The following is a 22,639-nucleotide window of genomic DNA, read 5'->3' as shown; positions in this document are numbered from 1 at the left end:
CAAAAATCGCAGGCGCAAGCATAGCCTGCCGAAACACCGCCAGCAGGGTTTGAGAAGATGTCCAATGGTGGGGAGTGGCCCGATATCGAAGCGGTATATTGGGGATGTGGGTTCATTATTCGCTGGTTAATTTCTGTCGGTTAATTATATTGAAAGTGCCTCCTGTCGGATGAGGTGTGTGTACAATGAAAGAGGCACAGAGTAGCGAAGAAAATATACTAATCATTGGGTCGGAGCATAAGTGCCGAAGATTCAAGCGAGGGTATCATGAGAAAAGCTAATTTAGCAGCACTGCTCACGCTCATATTGTCCACAGTCGCATTCGATGCGTTTGCTCTTGAGCCGCCACAACTCTTGTTCTCAAAACATCTTCATAGAATCGACAGTGTTCAGTATATTGATATTCTTCAAAGTGACATGGGGGAAATTAGCGGATTTATTTTATCTGACTCGGCTAACAAGAAAATCACGGTATTTGACGGAGCTGGCGGTGTAAAGCGCGAGATTTCGCTGGCGCATCATCCGGGGAAAATTATTCATCGCTACTCAGACAACCGCGATACGTTGGTGATTTATGCGGTCTATATAATGAACGAAAATCAGGAATCGTTGAGATTTCCCGGTGTGCTGATGTTGCGTATAACAGACGATACAGTGCGTATTTCTCAGGTCTGGAAAACTAATTACTCCGGTCACTGCATGTCAGGAAAAACCTTGGAAAACCATATACGGTTTAATTCCAAGCCTGATGGCTCGTACAGCATTACTTTGGGTTTTTCACATTACTTCGAGTGTTATGAGCTCACTCAAGGGCCGTGGTGGTACACATGGACTCTGACAACTGAATTTACATCTTACCTCGATACTGTTCAAGCCCAGTGGAACATGACCAACAATGTGAGCGGCAACTTCTCCGATGACAGCACGCAGGAAATATGGGGATACCGATGGGACGTTTACGGGCACGATTTTAGGGAGTCTTACGATGATCCCAATGTGTTATATGGTGCCGGGAGCCTATTGACCCTCGCAAATAGGAACGGCTCCGCTATCGGAAAAAAATGGCTACATGGCTCTAAATGGGGTCCAATCTTTTCTGGTAATTTTGATCCAAGCGATAATTATCATGAAATTATTTATCACGGCTCAGGCGTTGACTGGTTAGGCAACCACGCGAATGCTGGAAGGTACGCTATTTGTTACAGCTATTCTCGTGATATAATTGAAGAGAAATGGTTTACACCACTCACCGGGCAGAAATTCATGGAAAAATATGAACCGGAATCGTGTCTGGTCGGTATGCACGGATGCGACAAGGTGGTTGTGATGCAGTGGGAAAGCGGTCGGCTCACAGGTAGCCACTATCTCGATCACTGTATTCGCTCACCGCGTTTTGTCGAACGACAGACGCCAGAGAAACAGCTTCTTTTGGCAGGCATCGGCGGAGATACTCTCTATCTTTATACTTTTGAGTCTGTTGTTGATGCAGAGAGAGAACAAGCGCCGCTGCCGGCTTCCTTTACGCTCGATCAAAATTATCCAAATCCATTCAATCCGGAAACGAGAATTGAATATGACCTCTCCCAGCCAACTACTGTTCAATTGGATGTTCTGAATATTCTTGGGCAGAGAGTACGTCAACTGGTAGACGAAAGACAGTCTGCCGGAAGGCATTCAGTGATCTGGGACGGACGTAACAACCGCGGCGAACAGGTGGGCTCGGGAATGTACTTGTATCAGTTAAAGACCGGTGAATCGATTGCCTCGCGCAAGATGGTCTTGTTAAGATAAAATTAAACCGACGCGGAATATGAGATTGCCACCTCGTCCCGCTAAGGAAGCGGGACTCGTCGCAATGGGCATTATGATCAAAATGTGTGGGTTCTTGATTCGTTTCGGTCAGAGTTTGAAGTACCATGCCAAGTAGTTTGTACGATGATGAACAGCAAGTCCACGGTGCTGTTCGTATCGAGCTTTAAGACGGCTAAAATAGCTCTCTATCCAATTAGTAGGTCAGTCCGCCTGCGGCGGACTCGCAACGACGGGACACGTGGTGTCGGGCGCCCCGCCCGACACCACAGAGATCGGGAGTAGGCACCCTTTGAAATAAAGCTCAAGAGGATTATACGAGCTTATGTGCGATTGTTCTCATCGATGTGGAAGCGATGAAGGAATCGATGAATGATAGGGGCGGCCAGCAGACCAAAGACTCCCAGGAAAATGACTCCACTCAAGATGGCATAGAAACCGGCAAATGCCTTTGCGGCCGCAGGGTGAATGGTGTCAACCGGCCCCATGCCGCTCATTATCATTGATGCATTGAGAAATGCATCGATCCAAGACAAATCAGCGAACCAATGATAACCAAACATTCCAACGAGAAGCCAGAGGAGCAGTATCACTGCGGAGAAAAACACAGTGGCCGTGAGCCTCCGAAGGTAAACATGCTTAGCAAGCAGGTCCTGACCGCGATGCTCAAACTTTAATATCACTTGTTTCTTCATCGATTTCCTTTTCTTATTTGTCTTGCGTCATGCGAATAGAGTTCCACATGATCAATCTACTGTAATCGCACGGGCTCTCATAAGCCAAAAAAAGAGCAAAGCCGCCAAAAGAGCTGTGGCAGAGCCGAGAAGAAACGGTGCAGGGACTGAGATTTCGGTCCACAGAATCCCCGCCACAACGGACGCGACCAAACTGGAAAGACCAATTGCCGTCTGAAAGATACCAAAAGCAGTTCCGCTTTGTTCGCGCGGAATAAGGGATGCGATAAAGGCTTTGCTCACTCCCTCAGTCAATGCCATATAGAGACCGTAGAGCGGGAAGAGAAGCCAGAGTAATGCGCTTTCAGTTATCAGTCCAAAAGCGGCATAGACCAAAGCAAAGAGAAAAAACCCGGCATTCAGAATACGCTTTGAGCCAAAGCGATCGCTCAGAATCCCGGCGGGAATTGAGCCGAGGGCGTAGACTAAATTGAAGAGCGTATAGAGTAAGACGATGTTTGTTGTGGACATCCCCATCTGCTGGGCGCGAAGGATCAAAAAGGCATCGGAGCTGTTACCGAGTGAAAAGATAATAATAATCAGCAAGAATATTTTATACGAGGGACTGAGGGTCTTCCATTGGAATTTCGGCAATGGGCTGGCCGCCTTAATAGTTCGCGTTTCCTTCACATAGGAAATCAAAAGCGCGACACCGACCAAACCGGGGATGGCCGAGAGAAGGAACACAATTGAATAGCTGCCTTGAACCGCGCTGAGGATGGCCAAACCGATCAGCGGGCCGATGACTGCGCCAAGGGTGTCAAGAGCGCGATGAAAGCCAAATGAGCGGCCAATGGAATATAATTCAGAGCTTTCGGCAATGAGGGCGTCGCGAGCCGAGGTCCGAATACCTTTGCCAAATCTATCTGTAAAGCGAGCCGCCAACACGAGCGGCCACCCGGTTGCTGCGCCGAGCAACGCTTTGGAGACAGAACTGAGCAGATAACCAATTGTAACAAAGGGCTTTCGGAGCCTGACTCTGTCGGACACCCTGCCCGAAATTATTTTGAGAATGCTGGATATGGCTTCGGCTATCCCTTCGATCAGCCCGACAACACTTACCGGCGCGCCCAGAGTTGTTGTTAAAAATATGGGAATGAGGGGGTAAATCATTTCGGATGCGATGTCATTAAAAAAGCTGACCCATCCGAGGACGAAGACATTCTTGGAGATTCCGAGTCGTTTAAGAAGCATGGTACAGGTAGGATAGCCAAGTCAGCCTCGGATTGAAATACGAAACTACTCATCCATTACATCCTGAACGCATTTTTATGCGAATCACTCGCAATTTACTCTTGACATTTTTGAAAAAAAGGCGATTTTATGGCATTAGAAGGGTACACTTTCGAATTTCTATCGTGGGGACGTATCCTGGATTGACTTAGGTTGACGAACATTCTGAAGCTTATTTCTTCCTGAGGCAATCTACAGAAAAGTAGCCTTTCTCTGAGCGATGCGGCATTAATGAAGGCCGCTTCAGTTACGTTGAGAGCAGGCAGACGATAATGGCAAGCTAACTTTTTTGAGGCAGTGGGCTGCCAATAGAACAGGAAGGAAATGTGAACAGATTGCGAAAGATTCTCTTCACTCTCACTCTCGCGCTGATTGTAGCGCAGAGCGGTCACGCCGAAGCGCCGACGCTTATGAGCTATCAAGGCCGGCTTGAGCTCTCAGGCGCGCCAGTACCAAACAGCCAGTATGATATCACATTTTCCATTTATGACGCGCCAACTGGCGGTGCGGCGAAATGGTCTGAGCCGCATACGGGCGTGCTTGTCATGGACGGACTTTTCAATGTCGTCCTTGGCTCACTTGTCCCCTTGGTTGATTCGGTTTTCAGAGGCACAGAGCGCTATCTTGAGATCAGCGTGGGTGGCGAGACAATTTTGCCTCGCACACGGTTGACATCGAGCGGATATGCTCTTCGGGTTGCTACTATTGATAACACAACCGGAGGCAATATTATCGGCGGCCTATCAATCACGCCGTCGGGACCATCCTTTTTCACGGCAGGGGAACCGACGAATCAGAGTGTAGCCGAAGTAGGGAGAATACTGATCGGATTTTCAGGAACTGGTTCGCCGATACTTGGTATTTATGAACCAGTAGATTCACGTGCCCGCAGTGGAGCCACCGGATTGACCAGAAGCATCGAAATTCGCGATGGGTCAATGACCTTTTTTGGTGAAACAGAGCAGGATACAACGTTTGTAGTTTCTCCTGGCGGAGACATTACGGGTATCGGGCAGATTACCATGGGTCAAAACAGCACCGATGGCAATAACACAACCGTATTTGGCTTTGAGAATGCTGGCGATGGCGACTCTTCGACAATCAGCGGCGGTTCTGGAAATGCAGCGTCGGGAACGATCTCAGTAGTTGGCGGTGGCTATAGTAATTCGGCCACAGCCGAAGGAGCAACAATTGGCGGCGGCGCCCACAACTCAGCCGATGGACTGTACTCTACAATCAGCGGAGGATTTGAAAATGGGGCCGATGGCGCGTATGCAACAGTCCCGGGCGGTAACAATAACGAAGCAAATGGCGACCATTCCCTTGCGGCCGGCTATCGCGCCAAAGCTCTGCATAATGGGTCCTTTGTCTGGGCAGACCAACTTGACGAGGACTTTTCGACTACCGGTGAAGATCAATTCATCGTCCGCGCTCGAGGCGGTGTCGGAATAGGTACGGATAATCCAACTGGCTTATTGGATGTTGTTGGCGAGGGAGGCGACGGCTCGGTAAACCTTCCTGATGACGCGATAGCGTCTCCTGAAATTCTCGATGAACCAGGATTGGCTTCAAATGTTGTTTCCTCAACAGTCACCTTGACACAGCGTTCGACTGCCACACAAGCCTTGACGAGTGTAACCATAGTGTTGCCAGCCGCCGGGTATGTCCTTGTTCGGGGTGAAGCTTATCTCGAGATATATGGAACCAGTCAGCGCAATCAGGCGTACGTCCAAGTCGGGTCTGAGCCCAGCACAGGTGCGTTGGGTCCGCAGTCTCGACTAATCGGAAATGGCGACAACGACGCCCCGTCTCGCAGACATTATATGTATGTCGGTTCAGAGCAAATTTTTTATAAGGAAGCCGGTAATTACACGTTCGCATTCGAAGGTTTGGCCCACCCGATGAATGGTTCAAACGCAATTACGAATATCCAGGCCCCACGTATAACGGCCCTGTATATTCCAAGCTCGTATGGATCGGTCGCGAGCTTTGTCGGACGCGGTAGCGCTGATTTTGTACTGATGGGAGAGCATGTCAACTGGCCCTCTGCTACCGACAGTATCACGACGGTTAAGATAGATGACTTTTACAAAGTTGACCTTCGTGAATTAGAACTAAAGGTTCTGCGCACCCGGCTCGATGCTGAACAAGCCGAGAGAGAATTGCTCAGGGCTCAGATGGAGAACAAATAATCTCTTTCTGAACAAGAACCTTTGCTGGTAAATGAAAAACTGCCCGGACGCATTGTTCGGGCAGTTTTTTTATGTGAGACGCCACCGACAGAGGACGGTGACCCTGTCGCGCGCCAAGTGACCGTCCAGGTATTGGCTATATCCTTGCTCACGCAACGATATAGCCAATACCTGACGGAACATCAACTGAGGTTGCCGCGCCTGCCCGCTGTTCTGTGGCGTCGGACGTCTCTGCCCGACATAAAATGAGAAGTCAGGATCACAAAGAGCTTGACCTACTAATAGTGGAGTTATTTGGTTATCGGCTTCCGCCGGTATGACATTGAAATAATCGGCAGGTCTGTCCGCAGACCCGCCCGACTAAACTCATTTTTGGAATAGAATTGTCTTCAGCAGACTTCGGTGGTGAATTTATACACTTCGGCGTAGCGTTCTTTATATGCGCCGCGTGGAAGACCAGCTTTGAGGCAGACTTGCTCAAAAAATTCACCTGCAGTCCAGCTTTTATCCGCGGCTTCAACCGGAAGCATGAGCGCGGAGTGCATATCAAGCTTTACCATGAGTCCATCACGGCCGATTTTGATATCATCAAATTCACGCAAGCGTTCAAGCTTCGAGAGAACATAGATATCAAGACCGTATGATTGTAATTGCTCAGGTGCGAGCGGGTCATAGCGCGGGTCTTCGAATGCCGCCAACTGCGCAATCTCCGCCGAAGCATGCAAAATAGTACCCTCAGGCCGGATGCGTCCATACGGAAGATGGACCGAGTCATCGACATGGACGCGCATAAACAGACCGAATTGCACATTGAGCCGCTCGCTCAGCGGCGGAACAAATGATTTGCCGTCGGCGCGCGTTTCGATTGCCATTCGGGCGATCTCACGAATTTGCCGTTTGTCCTCGGATGTCAAGTCTTTCGCTTCCTTTATTCGGAGAGGAATTGCGCCCAAAATAGTCTTCTCCATAACCGGAGGACGACCCGAGACAATTGCCGCGCTCATATAGCCGACAACATCATCAAAATCTCCGGTTACAGAGCCGGATGTCCCATAGTCAAGAAATTTGACTGTGCTTCCGCCGAGCCGTTTGGATGCCAGCATTACCGAGGCCACTGCGCCGCCTCCGCAGGCTTCGCCTCTCCCGCTGTCGAGGGTATCGATTAGAAGCTGAGTGTCATATTTTTCGATGGCATCCTGAACCGCAAAGTCGAGTCGTCGCGCTTCTTTTTCAGCATGAAAGTGCGACAGATCGGTACTTGCAACAAGCAATGTATTCGTGCCTTTGAGCGCGGCGGCGAGTGTCTCACCGAGCAATCGGCCTGAGTCCGGGTCCTGATCACCCATAACTATCGCGACGAGTTTGAATTTGCCGAGTACGATTTGTAGGAATGGAAGCTGTACTTCGAGTGAGTGTTCGCCGCGAGCTGTGCCGCTTGAATGCCCCATATTCGAAAAGTAAACCGCGCTCGGATTAATAGCGGCAATTTTCTGGGCAAGCGCAATATCTGTTTCAATGACGCCAATCGGGGTCTGGTAGCCCGCCCCGCCGTAGATGGATGAACCTTGAAAGAAAACGGTGTGCGAGGGAGAGACGATGACCACCGTATCAAAGTGCTCGCCTTCGAGAAGCTTGAATGCTTTCGCGGCAATCTTACCAGAATATGGATAACCGGAATGGGGAGCGATGAGACCCATAGGTCGTCCGCCAAGCGTGACCTTGTCGACATCGGCGTAAAATCCAGCAATCGTCTTAGTCAGCTCGACCGGATTGGAAGGATAAAATGTCCCAGCCACTGCTGGTTTTCGAATGTCATGATCCTGGTTTTCCACTTGGTCCTTTTCTTTATGCAGGTGACTTGCGAAAGTAACTGCTTTCCGTTCAAATGTCAAATACGTTCATAGATGCGTCCCAAAACAGAACAAACTGTAGAAGAAGTTCAAATAATACAAAATAGAGAGTCAACCGCGACTCATATCGATTGTCTATGGCTTATATACAGTTTTAGGTGCGCAGTTCCTTAAGTTACAACCAGAGAGAAAACAAAGTAAATGAATTGAGAACTACATCCGTTTCTACGCGGGATTTTTGGGGACACCGGGCAATCTATTCGATGGCTGCGGGCCGCCGCCACTATTTGAAACCGAGGCTACCATGGCTGAAAGTGATGACAGGATGCCGCTTGCCTCATAGGGCAGGAAAATCTTATTGGCTGAGCCTTCGGCAAGTTTGGGGAGCATCTCAAGGTATTTAAGGGTAATAACCTTTTCGTCGGGATTCGCGGTCTGAATGGCATTGAAAACGCTCGCGATAGCGCCAGCTTCGCCTTCGGCTACGGCCAGCTGTCGGTATTTTTCGGCATCAGCTTTGAGCCTGACCGCAGAAGAATAACCTTCAGCTTCGAGAATTTGCGAAAGCTTTGAGCCTTCCGATTTAGTTATATCAGCCTGCTTGACAGCTTCGGCATCGAGAATGGTCGCGCGTTTGTCCCGCTCAGCTTTCATTTGGCGGCTCATCGCGTTGGTGATGTCAACCGGTGGATCTATACGCTGTAGTTCAATGCGATTGACTTTAACTCCCCACTTATCGGTCGCCTGATCCATTACATCGCGAAGCTGGGAATTAATCCGTTCGCGCGAGGAGAGCACGGCATCGAGGTCTATTTCTCCGACAACATTTCTCAGATTTGTCTGAGCAAGTTTGGTTGCGGCTTGGATGTAGTTTGTGATTTCATAACGCGACCGGAATGGATCGGTCACCTGGCAGTAGATTATACCGTCGACTTCGACATTGACATTGTCACGGGTGATAACCAACTGCGGCGGAACTTCGATGACAACTTCGCGCATATCCACCTTCAGCACCGTGTCAAAAAATGGGAGAATCATATTAAGCCCGGGGTCGAGCACACGCTGAAATTTTCCCAGCCTCTCCACCAGCCCCTTTTCAAAGGGACGGATGATGCGAATTGATGAACTGACAATGATGAAAGAGAAGACCAGCGCGACTATGAGAAATATGATAACCGGATTCATTTCCTAAGCTCCTTCGTATCTTTTTGCGCGAGTATACAATCTATGCGCGTTCCACATTGACCCGTGTGCCTGTTACATCCACAATCTTCACCCGGGCGTTTTCTTCTATATTCTGCATCGCCCGCGCATTCCAGACTTCACCTTCAAATTTCACTTGTCCCCCGCTGTCGGCGTCAATCGCCTTAACCACAATGGCAATTTTGCCGCGCATTCTGTCGATGTTGGCGTGCTCGGGCTGGTCGACGGTGATGCGTTTTGCAAATCGGCGGGTCAATGGCAGCAGCGCAACCGAGACTATGATAAATACTCCTACCTGCCAGTAATATTCATCTGCCGCAAAATGGGCATAGATGGCGGACACAAAACCACCCACAGCAAAGCAGGCAAAGAAGAGCGTCGGCAAGAGCAGTTCAAGAATAAGAAATATCACGGCCGCCGCCATCCAAATCCAAAACATTGTCTCCATCAGCTCTCCTTCTCTGCATGCCGTGCCCCTGCCCATATTCAACGACCGTGGTCTTTGAGAATAAATAGGCCTTGCGCGCGGCATAAAGATTCAATAATTCTCTGCTATGATTGCTCTGAACGAATCACCATGTCAACTTAAAACGGAAAGAACCGGACAAGGACTCTTGTTCACCTTCTTGAAAGTGGTTTACATATGGGCAAAACGATAAAAAAGGTTTCTTCGTATGCGGCCTATTCTCGCTTTGCCGATGTCTATGACAAAATGGGAGCCGATAAACATTCTATCGCAATGGTCGATTATACCATGCTTTTACTTTCCGTTTTTGAAAAGGATGTTTCCACATGTCTGGATCTCTGCTGTGGAACCGGAACAGCGCTCAAACTCTTTGATCAGCGCGGGATCCAGATGAGCGGGCTTGATGGAAGCCAGGAGATGCTTGACCGAGCGGATGAGAAGCTCCTTGGCCGCGAAATCCCGCTTTACTGTCAACGGCTTCCTCATGTAGCAATTTCTGAGTTACAACCGCGCCAGAGAAATAACAAAGTTCAGACTGCCCGTTTTGATCTGATTACATCGTTTTATGACGCGCTCAATTATCTCCTGACCGAGAAGGAGTTGCTCAAAACATTCAGAGCAGTGTACAGGCATCTTCAGGCCGACGGTTATTTTATTTTTGATATGAACACTCCTCACGCTTTGGCTACTATCTGGAACAATACCAACTGGAGCGGCGTCAAAGATGACATTGCCTGGTTTTGGCAGAACAGATTTGATGCCGTGACGGGCATAGCGACCTGCAATACGACATTCTTTTACAGACAAGCCGGTTCTTGGGAGCGTTTCGAAGAACTGCATACAGAATGCGCATATCCGAACAGTCGAATAAAACAATTGCTGGCGGTTGCTGGTTTCCATGTAAGAGGAATCTACAATTGCTTTACGCTCGAACGACCGAATAATAAGTCTACCAGAGTCTGTTTTGTGGCGCGAAGGATACGCTGAATGGGGGGTCGGTCACTCCGCCACGGCGGAGTGTGGTACAAGATTCAAAGGAGAAATTTTCAACACCGTCATTGCGGGCCCCGATTCCTATCGGGGCGTGGCAATCTCATATTTCATTATCTTGTAGCGCTGAACCCTTGCGGTTCAGCAATTCCTTATTCTGCGTCAGCACAGCGACCTTTCGCTGGGATGACAAAGAAAAACAAACAAGAGATTGCTCTCGCCGCGCACCAAGTGACCGTCAGGTCACACCTTTGTCTTCTCTGCGCTTAGCCAAAGGCAAGACCTGACGGAATAGAACAAACAGGAGATTGCTATCCGCTGACAGCGGCCCCAGTCTCTTCGCGTCTTAAAAAATTCCCGGCAGCGTATCCAGGTTGGCCTCTTCAGTCTTGAGCCAGTCAAGCCACGGAGTCTTATAAAAGTGGTTATTTTTCACATACACCAGCAGACGTTTGAAGGTTCGCACATCCTGCGCGCCATGAAGCAGGCCATTGACTTTCCCCGTGCTGTCAAAAAAATAGTATGTGGGTAATCCTTCAATATTGAGCAGATTCCAAAAGCCGGCATAGTCATATTGTGTGCCCTGGATAACAATCGGCAGATCGGTGTCGACATTAACATTCACTGACGTAAAATTCTCATTGAGAAACCATGCCACTTCAGGGCGGGTAAAAATTGTGTCCTGCATTTTCTCGCAGTGCTCGCAATGGGATTGATTGACATATAAGAAGATCGGTTTGCTGTAGGCAGGGAAACTACTCGCCACTTCGCTGTAAGGAGTCCATTTTACCGCAACATTTTCGATTTTCTTAGGTCCGCAGCCAGCGAGCGCAAGACCACAGACCAAGGCTAGACAAAGATGTTTCATACACAAATCAAGCTTTCTACACAAAGGTTGGAAGCGCATACGCTTTATGGTAAAAATTGACACACTGATTCTTTCATATCATAGACAGGTTCACTGCGCAGGCCGCTAATTATGCTCGCGGCTGTTGTCGATCGCGAACCGCCGGCGCAATGGACAACTATCGGCTTTCCTTGGGGGATTTCATGCACTCGCTCGCGCAGTTCATAGAGGGGTATGGAAATGCTGTTTTCAAATGCTTTTCCTAAACGGACTTCGGATGGGTTTCGAACATCGACTATGGTAAACGCTGAAGCATCGTCCGCAATTTTGGAAATACTGAATCCCGGGCTCTTGATATCAGCATCAAGACCTGAGATGAAAGCTTTGAGATTCACTTCATATCCTATCTTGGAGATTCGGGCAAATATCGACTTTTTTTCAAAAATATTTTCAATGACTACGTAAAATGATTCCGTGGGCGCAATGATCGACCCCAGCCAAGTTTCAAATCGGGAATTGGACGGAATATGTATCGCCCCGGTGAGATGTCCGGCTTCGAATTGCTCACGTGTTCGGGCATCGACGATTGGTATGCCTGGCTCCAATAAGCTTTTGTCATTGACAACACGAACATCCCGCGCCGCACGAGCCAACCCGGACACTCCTTGTTTGTTCAAATTCACATTATATGAGAAATATTTCGGGACAAAAGGCTGATCGGCGGTGAGCAGTTCGACAAACCTATCCTCGCTCATCGGCTGCAGAGCGTAATTGGTTTTGAGTTCACGTTCAATCGTGCTGTAATGATCTTTGCTCAAATTTTTCCCGCACAGACTGCCGGCTCCATGCGCGGGAAATACGAGCGCGCTGTTCGGCAAGTTCATAAGTTTTGTTCTGGTCGAATGGAACATCTGCCGGGCAAGTTGCTTTCGCTCGGCGGTTATCGCTCCTACAGACTCGCGCAAATCGGGCCGTCCGACATCGCCAATAAAAAGGGTATCACCAGTGAAAACCGCCACGGTCTGGACAAACCTGTTCTTTAACAAAACGGTAATGCTGTCCGGAGAGTGGCCGGGTGTGTTCAAGGCATGCAGCGTGACCGAGCCAAGCGATAAAACATCTCCTTCATCGAAAGGGACAAAGGGAAATTCCGGCGACATAAGTTTGCTTGCATAAATCTTCGCTCCAGACAACTTGGCTATCTCAAGATGGCCGCTGACAAAATCAGCATGGGGGTGAGTTTCGATTATGGCGGTAATAGGAATATCATGACTGGCGGCGAATTGGATATATGTCTGCGCGTCACGTGACGGGTCAATTATTGCCATCTGCTCGCCGAGTATGGCATATGAATAATGCGACAAAGGCTCATCAGTAAATTGAGTGATTGAGTAGCCATCGCCAGAGGCGACTGTTTCATAGGTCAACATAGTCTCCATATAATCCGTTATAGCTTCATTGTTTGTTTCGTGGTCACACTTATGTCACGGTGTTTATTACTCTCATTCAATCGCACAATCGCAAATATACTGTAGATTTTATCCAAGCGCGAGTTGAAAGAATTTCGGGAATTGACAATCAGAGATTATTTAGTTGTGCTTTGAAAGCTTCAAGGTCGGTGACAGGAAGTTCACAGGTACTATTGCGGCAAACATACGCTGTGGTCCTGCCCTTAGTCGGCAGCCGTCCTTCAAAGAGCGGCGATGATGTGAGCTGGGCTTTGTCGCCGAATGCCATTGACAACACCTTGTGTGGTAGATACCGGCGATAAACTTCTTGACGCATTTCGTATGCGTCAGCTGAGTTGCCGACCAGAACTATTTCAATTTTATCGCCAAGCCAGTAGTCCAGCGCGAGCAGGGCCGACGAAAACGCAGATGGATATTTGGCCATTTTGCCGGAAAGCTTTCTCAGTCCATTTTCTGCCGCCGATAGATACTTTTGTTCGCCTGTTATGCGATTCAGTTTCAAAAGAGCTTCAATAAAAAACGACCCCGGGGCCGGAAGTGCAGAATCATTTTCTTCCTTAGGACGGACAATCAGATCGGCTTGGTTTGCTTCGCGCAGGTAGAGATTACCGCCTTCGTCCATGAATAGCTCGAGGGCGCTATCGGCAAGCTGTCGGGCAAATGCAAGCCACTTTGTGTTGTCTTTGATGTCGCTCTCATACAAATCAATCAGGCCGCGGAGATAGTAGGCATAGTCTTCGAGAAACTGCCCTTCGGAATGAATGCCTTCTCGAAAGGAATGAGTCAGCCTCCCGTCGCGATGCAGCTTTTTGGAAACAAATTCGGCATTGGCAATTGCGGCATCGAGGTAGCGCGTTTCTGAGGTTATTTGGTACCCCTTGCAGAAAGCCGAGAGCGCGAGTCCGTTCCATGAAGTCAAAATCTTGTCATCGGTCAACGGTCGAATACGCTTGGCGCGCGCTTCAAATAGTTTGTACCTGCACTCCGCAATTTTTTCAATAAATGCGTCAGGCGTCAAGCCACACGACTCCCGCACATTTTCCGAGTTCAGATTGATGTTAAGGATATTGAGTCCTTCGAAATTCCCCTCCTGTGTAACATTATAATATTGCATGAAGAGGTCGGCGTCCGCTCCGAGGATACTTTTGATTTCATCGGCCGACCAAACATAGAATTTTCCTTCTTCGCCTTCGCTGTCTGCATCGAGCGCGGAATAAAAGCCGCCCGACGAGTCTGTCATCTCTTGCAGGATAAAATCAAGAACGCCACACACTATTGTGCGATAAAAATCTATGCCCGTGATTTGAAAGGCTTCGACGTAGGTCGTCACCAGTAGAGCGTTATCATAGAGCATTTTCTCAAAATGCGGAACGAGCCACATTGCATCGACCGAATACCGTGAAAATCCCCCGCCGATATGATCATAGATTCCGCCTTGCCCCATTCCTACAAGCGCTTTCTGTGCGGCTTGCAGATAACTAAGATCGCCGGACGCGCGATAGTGCCTGAGAAATAGTGATAATTCGACTGAATGAGGAAACTTTGGCGCTGTTCCAAACCCGCCATATTGATGGTCAATTGTGCCAATCAATTGCTTCACACCGGAAGCTATCACATCTTTGGTTAGTAAAGTCGGTTCGGCGGTTGAAGAGAGGTGTCGTTCGACCTCCGCAAAAATCTCCTCAGACGACTCGATAATTTGCCCGGCTTGGTCACCGTATGCCTGCCCAAGTTCAGTAAGTACTTTCTTGAACCCCGGCCGGCCATACCTATCATCCGGTGGGAAATAGGTCCCGGCAAAAAAGGGTTTGAGTTGCGGCGTCAGAAAAACAGACATCGGCCATCCGCCCTGTCCGGTCATAGCTGTGGTGAACGACATGTATATGTGATCCAAATCGGGCCTCTGCTCACGGTCGACTTTGATGCTTATAAAAAGACGATTCATTATCTCGGCAATTTCAGGATTTTCAAACGACTCGCGCTCCATGACGTGACACCAATGACAGGCAGCGTAGCCAATAGAGAGAAAGATCGGCTTGTTCTCCGCCTTGGCCCGGGAGAGCGCTTCAGATCCCCAAGGGTACCAGTCGACAGGATTGTGAGCATGCGACAGCAGATACGGGGAGTTTTCGCTGATGAGCCGATTTGTGTGCGAGTGCGATGTTTCAACTGCCTGCTTCAAACAATTTTCCCTTTGTATTACAAAGCTCAAAGTCTGTTGCTATTATACGAAATAGAAGGCTATAGGAGAAATACTTTTATGATGTTTTGGCAGGCTTGAAGAGGGTATAGGAGAACATGAGATTGCCACGTCCCTCTCAGAATCGGGACTCGCAATGACGATGTTAAAATGTCACCCACATACATAGTGTCACCCAAGCGCCTGACCGCTGTGGCAGGAAAGCTGGGGTCCATCTTCTCTTTAATCTTGTACCACACTGCTTGCGGTGTGATCTTCTCTTTCCCTGCTGTGAGAGGACGCGGTGAGGGCTAATTAAATTTTGGAGACGAAAAAAGACCCGCGGGGCATAAGAATGACCCGCGCTACCAGACAAAGAGACGATGAACTGAGATGCTGTGCTGTCAGGCGCCCTCGCCTGACAGCATCCTTCTCTGGCCCGAAGAATCGCCACGAAGACAGAGTGAAGTTTTATCTTACTCTATGGAAATTATCTTTGAAAAAAATGTCGAAATCTTCAACTGGAAAAACGGCACAGTTTGTTCTTTGCCGTTCACATGCCCCTGATTTCTTATCTGCTCTATGCCGGTTTCAATATCGAAAAATCCAAAGGTCTTTACAAAGCCTTTCAAGCCCGCTGAAACAATTGCAATCTTTTCAACGACCCCGGTTGGAAACGGTTCGGTATAGGCTCCTTCGGCTGTAATCCAGGGTTCGCTCCAGATCGCATCGATACTTCCTTCGCCCTGACGGAGATATCGAAATGTGAGTGAGCTATTTACTGATGTCCCAAACCAGCGTGTGAGCGAGATTGTGCTCAGGTCATAGTCGTTGCCAAGCGCGGCTCCGATGAGATTATTATCGATTGTGTATCTGTTTCTCGGAGCAATCTGATTAAATGTCCAGTTTGTGACCCTACTGTAATCCATGGTGAGATCGTATGAAGGTAAAACATCGGCGATATATCCGGTTAACAAGATTCCCATCTCAGTCGGCTCTTTGTCTCCGCGCGACTTATTATCAAGCTGAATATCATCGATAAGCAACTGGCCGAAGAATTTATATCCCCGCGCAGGTTTGTAGGTAAAGTCAAACCCAAGCAGCGTGTTGTCATTGACATCCTCATTCAACTGCGAGCCATGATAGAAAATAATCGGATTGAGATAAAACAGATCAAGCTGTCGTCCTACACCGCCGAAAATAACTGTTTCAATCAATCCGAGTCGAAACTGAGGACTAAAATGCATATCCAAACGATGTCCAGCGAAATACCGATTCTCAAATTGCGCGACTGCATCAATATCGGTGTTCAAACCGTCGAGACGCGCCAAGCGATATGAAACTGTCAAGTTCCCCCATTTTAAGGCATAGGCAAAGCCGTCGAGTTTGCGCTCAGGCGATAGAAACAATGATTGCCGCTCTCCCCAGAATTGGGAAAAACGCCCCACGAGAAGATGGACACGATTTGTCTGATAACTGCCGAAAGCATATTCGACATCTCCAGCGAACCCTCGCCACTTTTTGCCACGATACTTTTCATCGCGGGCACGCCGTTCGTCGAGCACAAAAGCTGAGTAGATAAATAAATTATTCAATGGTTCGCCTGAGCCCCCCCCCCTCATTCGCTCAAAACCCTGCGGTCGGCTAAATCTCCCTGATCGGAAATCTTCGTCGATAAAACCAAACAGCGACAGTCTCGATGCAGGCACATTTTGGATGTCAGCAAACGGCGCTACGGAGCAGTCTATGTCGCTGCAGAGGTATGGTCCACACTGGTAATCATAGCGGTCCAAAGCAAATATTTCGTGTCTCTCAAGACGGTCATAAATAAAGTTATATTCAGCCTGCCCAAGCGGCAACACTCCGCCAGCGGAAGCGCTAATTGGTTTTAATGCCGAAGCGGCAATTAGTACGAGCAAAAAAGTTGAAGGGTAATGTCTCATGGGTCGAAGAAAATGACACATTGCGCACGGCGCAGATTTTTGAGAACAGCCAGTGCATGACTGTTCTCGATGATACAACCTACATCCCGGTCCCTTTAATCACGGTCGGGATAGTTTTCATAATCAGCTTTGCGTCAAGCCAGAGCGACCAGCGGTCGATATATTCAAGGTCGAGTCTCATCCAATTGTCAAAATCAATCGCATTTCGTCCGCTGACTTGCCAGATACAAGTCATGCCGGGTTTTACAGAGAGTTTGCGGCGATGCCACGGCTCAAAGTTGCGCACCTCGTTCGGAAGCGCGGGTCTGGGACCGACAAGAGACATCTCGCCCCGGAAAACATTGATAAGCTGAGGGAGCTCATCAATTGAAAATCCCCGGAGATATTTCCCGAGTCTTGTTACTCGCGGATCCTCCTTAATTTTGAACACGGGTCCTGACATCTCATTTTGGTCAAGCAGGTCATCTTTCTTCTGCTCCGCATCGGTGCACATGCTCCTGAATTTATAGAGCATAAACGGCCGTCCGTTGAGGCCGACCCTGACCTGCTTGAAAAAAATCGGCCCGCAGCTGTCGATTTTAATAACAGCCGCAATCAGCAACAGAATCGGAGACAGCAGCATCAGACTAATGGCGGAACCTATACGATCGACTAAAGCCTTGGCCAAAAGCGCAATCTGATTGGTGGGCGCGGAACGATACAGAAATGCCGGCAAACCATTTATATAAGTTGAACGTGGAACTGCTATCTGTGGCTTGAACAACTCAGGCATGACAAAAAGGCTCACTCCCATTCTCTCAGCCGCTTCGAAAAGCGCGCGAGAGCGCGGGAGATCCTGCGGCTCAACAGCCACAAAAATAGCGTCAGCCCGATCCTTCTCGATAATTTTGACCAGATTATCAGGATGTCCGGCAAGCGGGATATCCCGATAGCGCCACAATCCGGTCTGATGAAAATCAACAAAACCGGTGACATCCGTTTTTAGTTCTGGAGAATCAAAAATCATATCGGCAACTGTTCTTCCTTGAACGCCTGTCCCAACGATGAGAACCTTCCTGACGGAAGAGAATTGGTCGGGCAATCCTTTCGCTCGCAGACCAAAAGTGTTCCGTTGACGACGAACGTAATCCAAAATTACTTTTGCAATGTTATACAATATTAATTGTGAAGCAAGGTTTAAAAGAATAAAAAGTCCCACTGCCGTTCTATCAATCGGCCAGACAAAAAGATAGCTCGTGGCCAGAAATGCAAGACTCAGTTTTGCCTCATCCGCAAACAGCCAGCCCAATCTCTTTCGAATCCGTGAAAAAGTGAGCGCAGGCTGGGGACCGCGAGTAATATAGTAGCCTACTCGAATAGCAATCCCGACCATCAACGCTTGCATCATCCAGCTCTGCCAGTTTGAAGTTAAAAGCAAAGCTGTTATAAGAGAAGCCGTTGCGACAATCGTTTCGCCTGTCTGTCCGGCAAATGCCAACAGAAAATTTTTCTTTCTTTCGAAGTTTGCCGAGCGAGAGGTCGACGATTCAATTTCGACCTGAACCGAACTTCGGATTTTATTTATGGAGGTTTCTGTGTGTGAAGGGGTCTCAACTTCCTCAACAGTGATCGATTCGCGTACCATTTCACCCTCTAAACCGATACCGATTTCATCCATGACTGGGGCAGCGGTTGTCGCCGGAGGAGTCATGAAATTTCAACCTTGGCATTTTTATCCGCCCGATACACAGAGACCCTCCGCACATCAAAAACTGACTCTTTGGCCATAGGCATTGGCTCAGATTCGCTGGTGCCCTTGCGAAGTGTGACCGGCCGATTGTCCATTCGATTAATGGCATAAGACTCTTTCGGCATTGATTGAAAGGCCCGCGTGAGTAGAGCATTCATATTGACGGAGTGGATTGAATATCTGAGATAACCTTCAAGGCCGGGATAGCCGTCGAGATTCTCGAAATTGACTCCTTCCCGAACAAGCCAGTTGCCGGCCTGAATCGGCTGGGCAACCCGGATAAGCATAAAGTCTGTTGCGACAAGACGATAGTGTACACCAAGCTTTGTTAAAACGGTGGCAATGCGAAGCATTTCCTCATGTGTCGAAATGACCTGTTCTGCAACACTTGATCCAGCTTCGATCGCTTTGGCTGCAAGAGCAATGGTTTGACTGGAAATTTTTTCCAGGCGAATTTCATTCCTAATCTTTCGCATCGTCGAAGCGCTGCCAATAAGCACTCCTGCTGCATGGGAAATGGCTGTAGTATGGCCGTGTAAGCTTCTCAGAATCACGAGATTGGTGTATTGTTGGAGCAAAGGCAGTGCGGTCGCCCCGAAGTAATCGATATAGTATTCATCTATAATAACCAGTCCACGAGGCACGGCTTGTGCGAACTGCTCAATATCAGCCATTGAAAAAGAGGAGCCAGTCAGACGGTTAGGATTGGCAATGAAAACAATGTCTTCGGATCTTTCGATTTGGGAGAGGACGGCTTCAACATCACCGGAAAAGGGGGACAGAGACAACGCTTCAATTATTTCAATTCCGGCCCGGTCGGCCGAGATTGCCAGATCGGGTGTGCAATGACCCGCAACAACAAGCTTGGTCGAAGGTTCATTCCAGACAGCCAGCAGGGCCGTCATGAAATCGGTCGAATCGTTATAGACCAAAAGCGAATTCGGCTCGACTTTGAACTGTGTGCCTAAAAGCGGAAGAATATGCTGCAGTGACTCTTCGGCCGTGCGAAACTGTAGGTTCTCAATAGTTTTCATTCTTTTTTCCTTCTTCTTACTCATCACTCTCGCCGTTGAGCGAGGCCGATTCTATCTTTTGTTTTAGGTCGGCTGACTTGGTAATTGCAAGGAAGGTGCCGAGATGATCAGAAATCGAACATCACACAGTAAGGCTATGGAATAAAATGAGTTAACAGGCCGCACGACCGACAAAATGTTCTAACGCACAGAAGAAATTTCGCCTGAGCGAGACCTTCTTTCCCCAGTTCAGGAAATCTATTCCCAAAACTATCATCACCGGAGGCTGGTAGAGAGCCTCCGGTGATTTTAAGGAAGGTGAGATAAGAAAAGGAAGCTGAAATCGTTGTGTGAAGCTCTAAAGTTTATCTATTAAGAGTATTGTAGTTAGAAGTCCTGCGGTCGTGGTCACCACCGCCGTAAGTGTTTTAGTCCAATCTCTGCTCGTCTGAATTTTGGTCGGAACAACAATGACATCGCCGGGCTCTACGCGTTTACCGAGGGCGCCTGAGCCGGAATAGACCGAGCCATTTGCCTTGATGAGATTTGTCCCTTTTTTATCGGCCTGAAAAGAAAAATTGCCGGCTTGTTTGATGTAGAAGCTGACATTCTTTTTTTCCTGATACTTTATGGTTCCATCGGAGGAAACTGCCCCAAGTACCGAAATACCGCTTGGAGTCGCCGGAATATAGATATAATCGCCCGGCTCAAGGACAACATTGCCGATTTTGCCTTCGCTCGCTACAATCTGATCCATATTTATAACGAGTCTATTGACCGAGCTTGGGTCGTATTCAAAAGGTTTGATTCTCGAAATATTGCCCAGCGAGTCTTTTACCATCGGGCTTGATTTGACAAGCAGACTGGGAACACGGAGTCGGTCAAGGTTATTGCTTATTGTTTTCCGTTCGAAAATCGTCCCTTTCGGGAATGAACTTGGGCTGAAGCCACCGGCACGAAGAAGCAAGTCGTAGAGCGTTTCCTGTTCCCCGCTCAAAAGATATTCGCCGGGATAGTTAACCTCTCCCTCCAAGACAACGGTGCGGTGGACGCGCCATTGCGGAATCTGTCTGATGTAGACACGATCATCTTGTTCTAATTTTACCAGTGACACTTGTTCGCTATTTAGGCTGATATACTGCAATGACACCTCGCCGCTGACATCAACCCGCCCTATTTCAGCTTGAAGCCGCGAGGCTCCGCGTGTGAAAGAGCCGGCGAGGAAGACGAGGTCGTTCACGGTCATGTCGGCATAGAGGGGATATTTACCGGGGTTGTGAACTTCTCCCTCGATCTGGACATATTTTTCGCGGGTGACTTCGGACATCGAGTAGACATGCAATGAATCACGATCTCTGAGAATGATGTTCTGTTCAGAATTGCCAGCCAGAATGGCAGTCAAATTTACAGGTACGACTTCGCGGCTACCGTCGGTGTGGCGTCGGAAAAGATTTGCGCGCTCAAAATGGACATCATAGGGCTGAAGTATCGACCGGCCAAGCAGGTCGGATATCCGAGTGGAGTCATTCCGTTCAAAATAGCCGGGATGTTTGACCATCCCGCCAATGGAGACCATATTATTCTTTGATTCAAAAACAGAAAAAATGGTCAGTTTGTCACCGTCAAGCAGTTCAAGGTCGCTTACTCCTCCGGCACTGTCGGATCTGAGATTTAAATCAATGACTTCCCATTCATCGCGATCGGCAATGCGCTCGAGCATCACACGGTCAAGGTGAGCATCGGCTGTGGCATTGCCCGCCAAAGCGAGAACTTGAAGGGCTGTCTCACCTCCTCTGAGTTCATAGAGGGCGGGGCGTATAACTTTTCCAGAGACCGCCACACGAGCGCCTGAGACCGGGACAAAGATTGCGTCGCCAGACTCAAGTCTGGTATCGAGGCTATTGTCACCTTCGAGTAAAAATTTATAGAGGTCAATCTCTTTGACCTTGACCCCGTTTCTCATCAGCCGTATTGCCCGCATGGAACCATGTTCATTGGGACCGCCGGCAAGAAATAGGGCGTTAAAGAGCGAGGTCAATGAAGAGACCGTGTATGCCCCGGGACGATTCACTTCGCCTGTCAGATAGATACGTATTGAGCGTATTTTGCCTAACGAGACATTGAGGTCAAACTCGGTATAGACTTCGCTGAGCTGTCGTCGCACACTCGTTTTGAAATCAGCAAGCGACATACCATAGGCCAGAACTTCGCCGACTTTAGGGATGAAAATTTTTCCTTCCCTATCTATAGTGAGATTGAATTCTTTTTCAACTCTTCCCCACAGATAGATAATGACATTATCGCCGGGACCAAGAATATAATCAGGTGACGATGCAATATCATTAGGTGGGGCGCTCTCAAACGGGGCGTTGAAAAGTTCAGTTCCAAACGGACGCAATACACCCTCTTTTTGGTCTGTCAGATTGGCTGATTCTGTGACAGTTTGGTTGCTGGAATCAGACAGATTTTTCCCCTGACCTGCGCCATTGAACACTCGCTCGGAGACGACTGGCAATTTTGTTTCTACGGTTGAGTCATAGATCGAAGCGGTTTTGTAGGAGTTGTTCTCAGGTTTGGCTTGTGAAAGCGAACTTTGATACTTTTTTACGTATGCTTCCTTTTCAGCCGCCGAAAGCGATGACAGGTCCTGCGCAAAGAGCTCTTTGAACCAATTCAATGATACCAGCACAATGACCAGTAGTAACAGCAGAAAAATCCTTTTCATTGTCTTTTACCTTCCTTTGACAATTTCTCTATTCTCACATTTATCCTTTAGCCCCTTCCTTGAGGGCTAAACCAACATAGTGCAAGGAGAATGCCAAGCTCTGCGGCGGCTTCAGAAGTCAATAGAAGACAAGGCTATACGCGGACCTTAATATCACTGAGATGGATTATCCTAATACAAAACAGGCAAGCTCTTCCGGATGGGATGGTCTTTTTTTCCTTATTTCAGTTAACAAATTTACTCTCGGTCTCCTGTCA

General features: G+C 48.4%; 15 protein-coding genes. 3 read left to right on the top strand and 12 right to left on the bottom strand.

Going from position 1 to position 22,639, the window contains the following annotated elements:
• The first annotated feature begins 267 nt into the window (after positions 1-267).
• Positions 268-1,791 carry a FlgD immunoglobulin-like domain containing protein gene (locus SGI97_09975; protein ID MDZ4724215.1) on the top strand — a complete coding sequence of 508 codons (1,524 nt, stop codon included), beginning with the start codon at positions 268-270 and terminating at the stop codon, positions 1,789-1,791.
• 341 nt (positions 1,792-2,132) lie between these two features.
• Here the strand turns inward: SGI97_09975 and SGI97_09970 are convergent, their stop codons facing one another.
• Both SGI97_09970 and SGI97_09965 read right to left on the bottom strand, forming a co-directional pair.
• Positions 2,133-2,504, bottom strand: a complete 372-nt coding sequence (locus SGI97_09970; GenBank protein ID MDZ4724214.1) for a hypothetical protein — start codon at positions 2,502-2,504, stop codon at positions 2,133-2,135.
• Positions 2,505-2,555: 51 nt separating this feature from the next.
• Positions 2,556-3,737, bottom strand: a complete 1,182-nt coding sequence (locus SGI97_09965; GenBank protein MDZ4724213.1) for an MFS transporter — start codon at positions 3,735-3,737, stop codon at positions 2,556-2,558.
• Positions 3,738-4,102: 365 nt separating this feature from the next.
• On the opposite strand from SGI97_09965, the gene SGI97_09960 reads away from it, so the two are divergent.
• Positions 4,103-5,968 carry a hypothetical protein gene (locus tag SGI97_09960; protein ID MDZ4724212.1) on the top strand — a complete coding sequence of 622 codons (1,866 nt, stop codon included), beginning with the start codon at positions 4,103-4,105 and terminating at the stop codon, positions 5,966-5,968.
• A gap of 389 nt (positions 5,969-6,357) precedes the next feature.
• Here the strand turns inward: SGI97_09960 and amrB are convergent, their stop codons facing one another.
• The 3 genes from amrB to SGI97_09945 all read right to left on the bottom strand — a co-directional run bounded on the left by amrB (position 6,358) and on the right by SGI97_09945 (position 9,469).
• Positions 6,358-7,860, bottom strand: coding sequence for an AmmeMemoRadiSam system protein B (amrB, locus tag SGI97_09955; protein MDZ4724211.1), 1,503 nt, complete (start codon positions 7,858-7,860; stop codon positions 6,358-6,360).
• A gap of 183 nt (positions 7,861-8,043) precedes the next feature.
• Positions 8,044-9,003, bottom strand: a complete 960-nt coding sequence (locus tag SGI97_09950) for an SPFH domain-containing protein (protein MDZ4724210.1) — start codon at positions 9,001-9,003, stop codon at positions 8,044-8,046.
• Between the two features lie 40 nt (positions 9,004-9,043).
• A complete protein-coding gene (locus tag SGI97_09945) occupies positions 9,044-9,469 on the bottom strand; it encodes an NfeD family protein (GenBank protein ID MDZ4724209.1) in 426 nt (141 codons plus the stop codon).
• A 195-nt stretch (positions 9,470-9,664) separates the two neighbouring features.
• Here SGI97_09945 and SGI97_09940 point away from each other — a divergent pair, with 195 nt between their 5' ends.
• The gene (locus tag SGI97_09940) at positions 9,665-10,474 is read left to right on the top strand and encodes a methyltransferase domain-containing protein (protein MDZ4724208.1); all 810 of its coding nucleotides are present in this window, start codon (positions 9,665-9,667) and stop codon (positions 10,472-10,474) included.
• Between the two features lie 349 nt (positions 10,475-10,823).
• Here SGI97_09940 and SGI97_09935 read toward each other — a convergent pair whose 3' ends face one another.
• The 7 genes from SGI97_09935 to SGI97_09905 all read right to left on the bottom strand — a co-directional run bounded on the left by SGI97_09935 (position 10,824) and on the right by SGI97_09905 (position 22,382).
• Positions 10,824-11,345 carry a DUF255 domain-containing protein gene (locus tag SGI97_09935; GenBank protein ID MDZ4724207.1) on the bottom strand — a complete coding sequence of 174 codons (522 nt, stop codon included), beginning with the start codon at positions 11,343-11,345 and terminating at the stop codon, positions 10,824-10,826.
• A gap of 44 nt (positions 11,346-11,389) precedes the next feature.
• Positions 11,390-12,763 carry an MBL fold metallo-hydrolase gene (locus tag SGI97_09930; protein ID MDZ4724206.1) on the bottom strand — a complete coding sequence of 458 codons (1,374 nt, stop codon included), beginning with the start codon at positions 12,761-12,763 and terminating at the stop codon, positions 11,390-11,392.
• 139 nt (positions 12,764-12,902) lie between these two features.
• Positions 12,903-14,975, bottom strand: a complete 2,073-nt coding sequence (locus SGI97_09925; protein ID MDZ4724205.1) for a thioredoxin domain-containing protein — start codon at positions 14,973-14,975, stop codon at positions 12,903-12,905.
• 473 nt (positions 14,976-15,448) lie between these two features.
• Positions 15,449-16,891 carry a capsule assembly Wzi family protein gene (locus tag SGI97_09920; GenBank protein MDZ4724204.1) on the bottom strand — a complete coding sequence of 481 codons (1,443 nt, stop codon included), beginning with the start codon at positions 16,889-16,891 and terminating at the stop codon, positions 15,449-15,451.
• A gap of 103 nt (positions 16,892-16,994) precedes the next feature.
• Positions 16,995-18,605 (bottom strand): sugar transferase, encoded by a 1,611-nt coding sequence (locus SGI97_09915; protein ID MDZ4724203.1) that lies wholly within the window; start codon positions 18,603-18,605, stop codon positions 16,995-16,997.
• A complete protein-coding gene (locus SGI97_09910; GenBank protein ID MDZ4724202.1) occupies positions 18,602-19,678 on the bottom strand; it encodes an aminotransferase class I/II-fold pyridoxal phosphate-dependent enzyme in 1,077 nt (358 codons plus the stop codon). Before SGI97_09910 ends, SGI97_09915 begins: the two co-directional genes overlap by 4 nt.
• A gap of 337 nt (positions 19,679-20,015) precedes the next feature.
• The gene (locus SGI97_09905; GenBank protein MDZ4724201.1) at positions 20,016-22,382 is read right to left on the bottom strand and encodes an SLBB domain-containing protein; all 2,367 of its coding nucleotides are present in this window, start codon (positions 22,380-22,382) and stop codon (positions 20,016-20,018) included.
• Between the last annotated feature and the right edge of the window lie 257 nt (positions 22,383-22,639).

The organism is Candidatus Zixiibacteriota bacterium (genome assembly GCA_034439475.1).
GTDB lineage: Bacteria > Zixibacteria > MSB-5A5 > GN15 > FEB-12 > JAWXAN01.
Note: the sequence above shows the minus strand (reverse complement) of the source record. Positions and strands in the feature narration are given on the sequence as shown.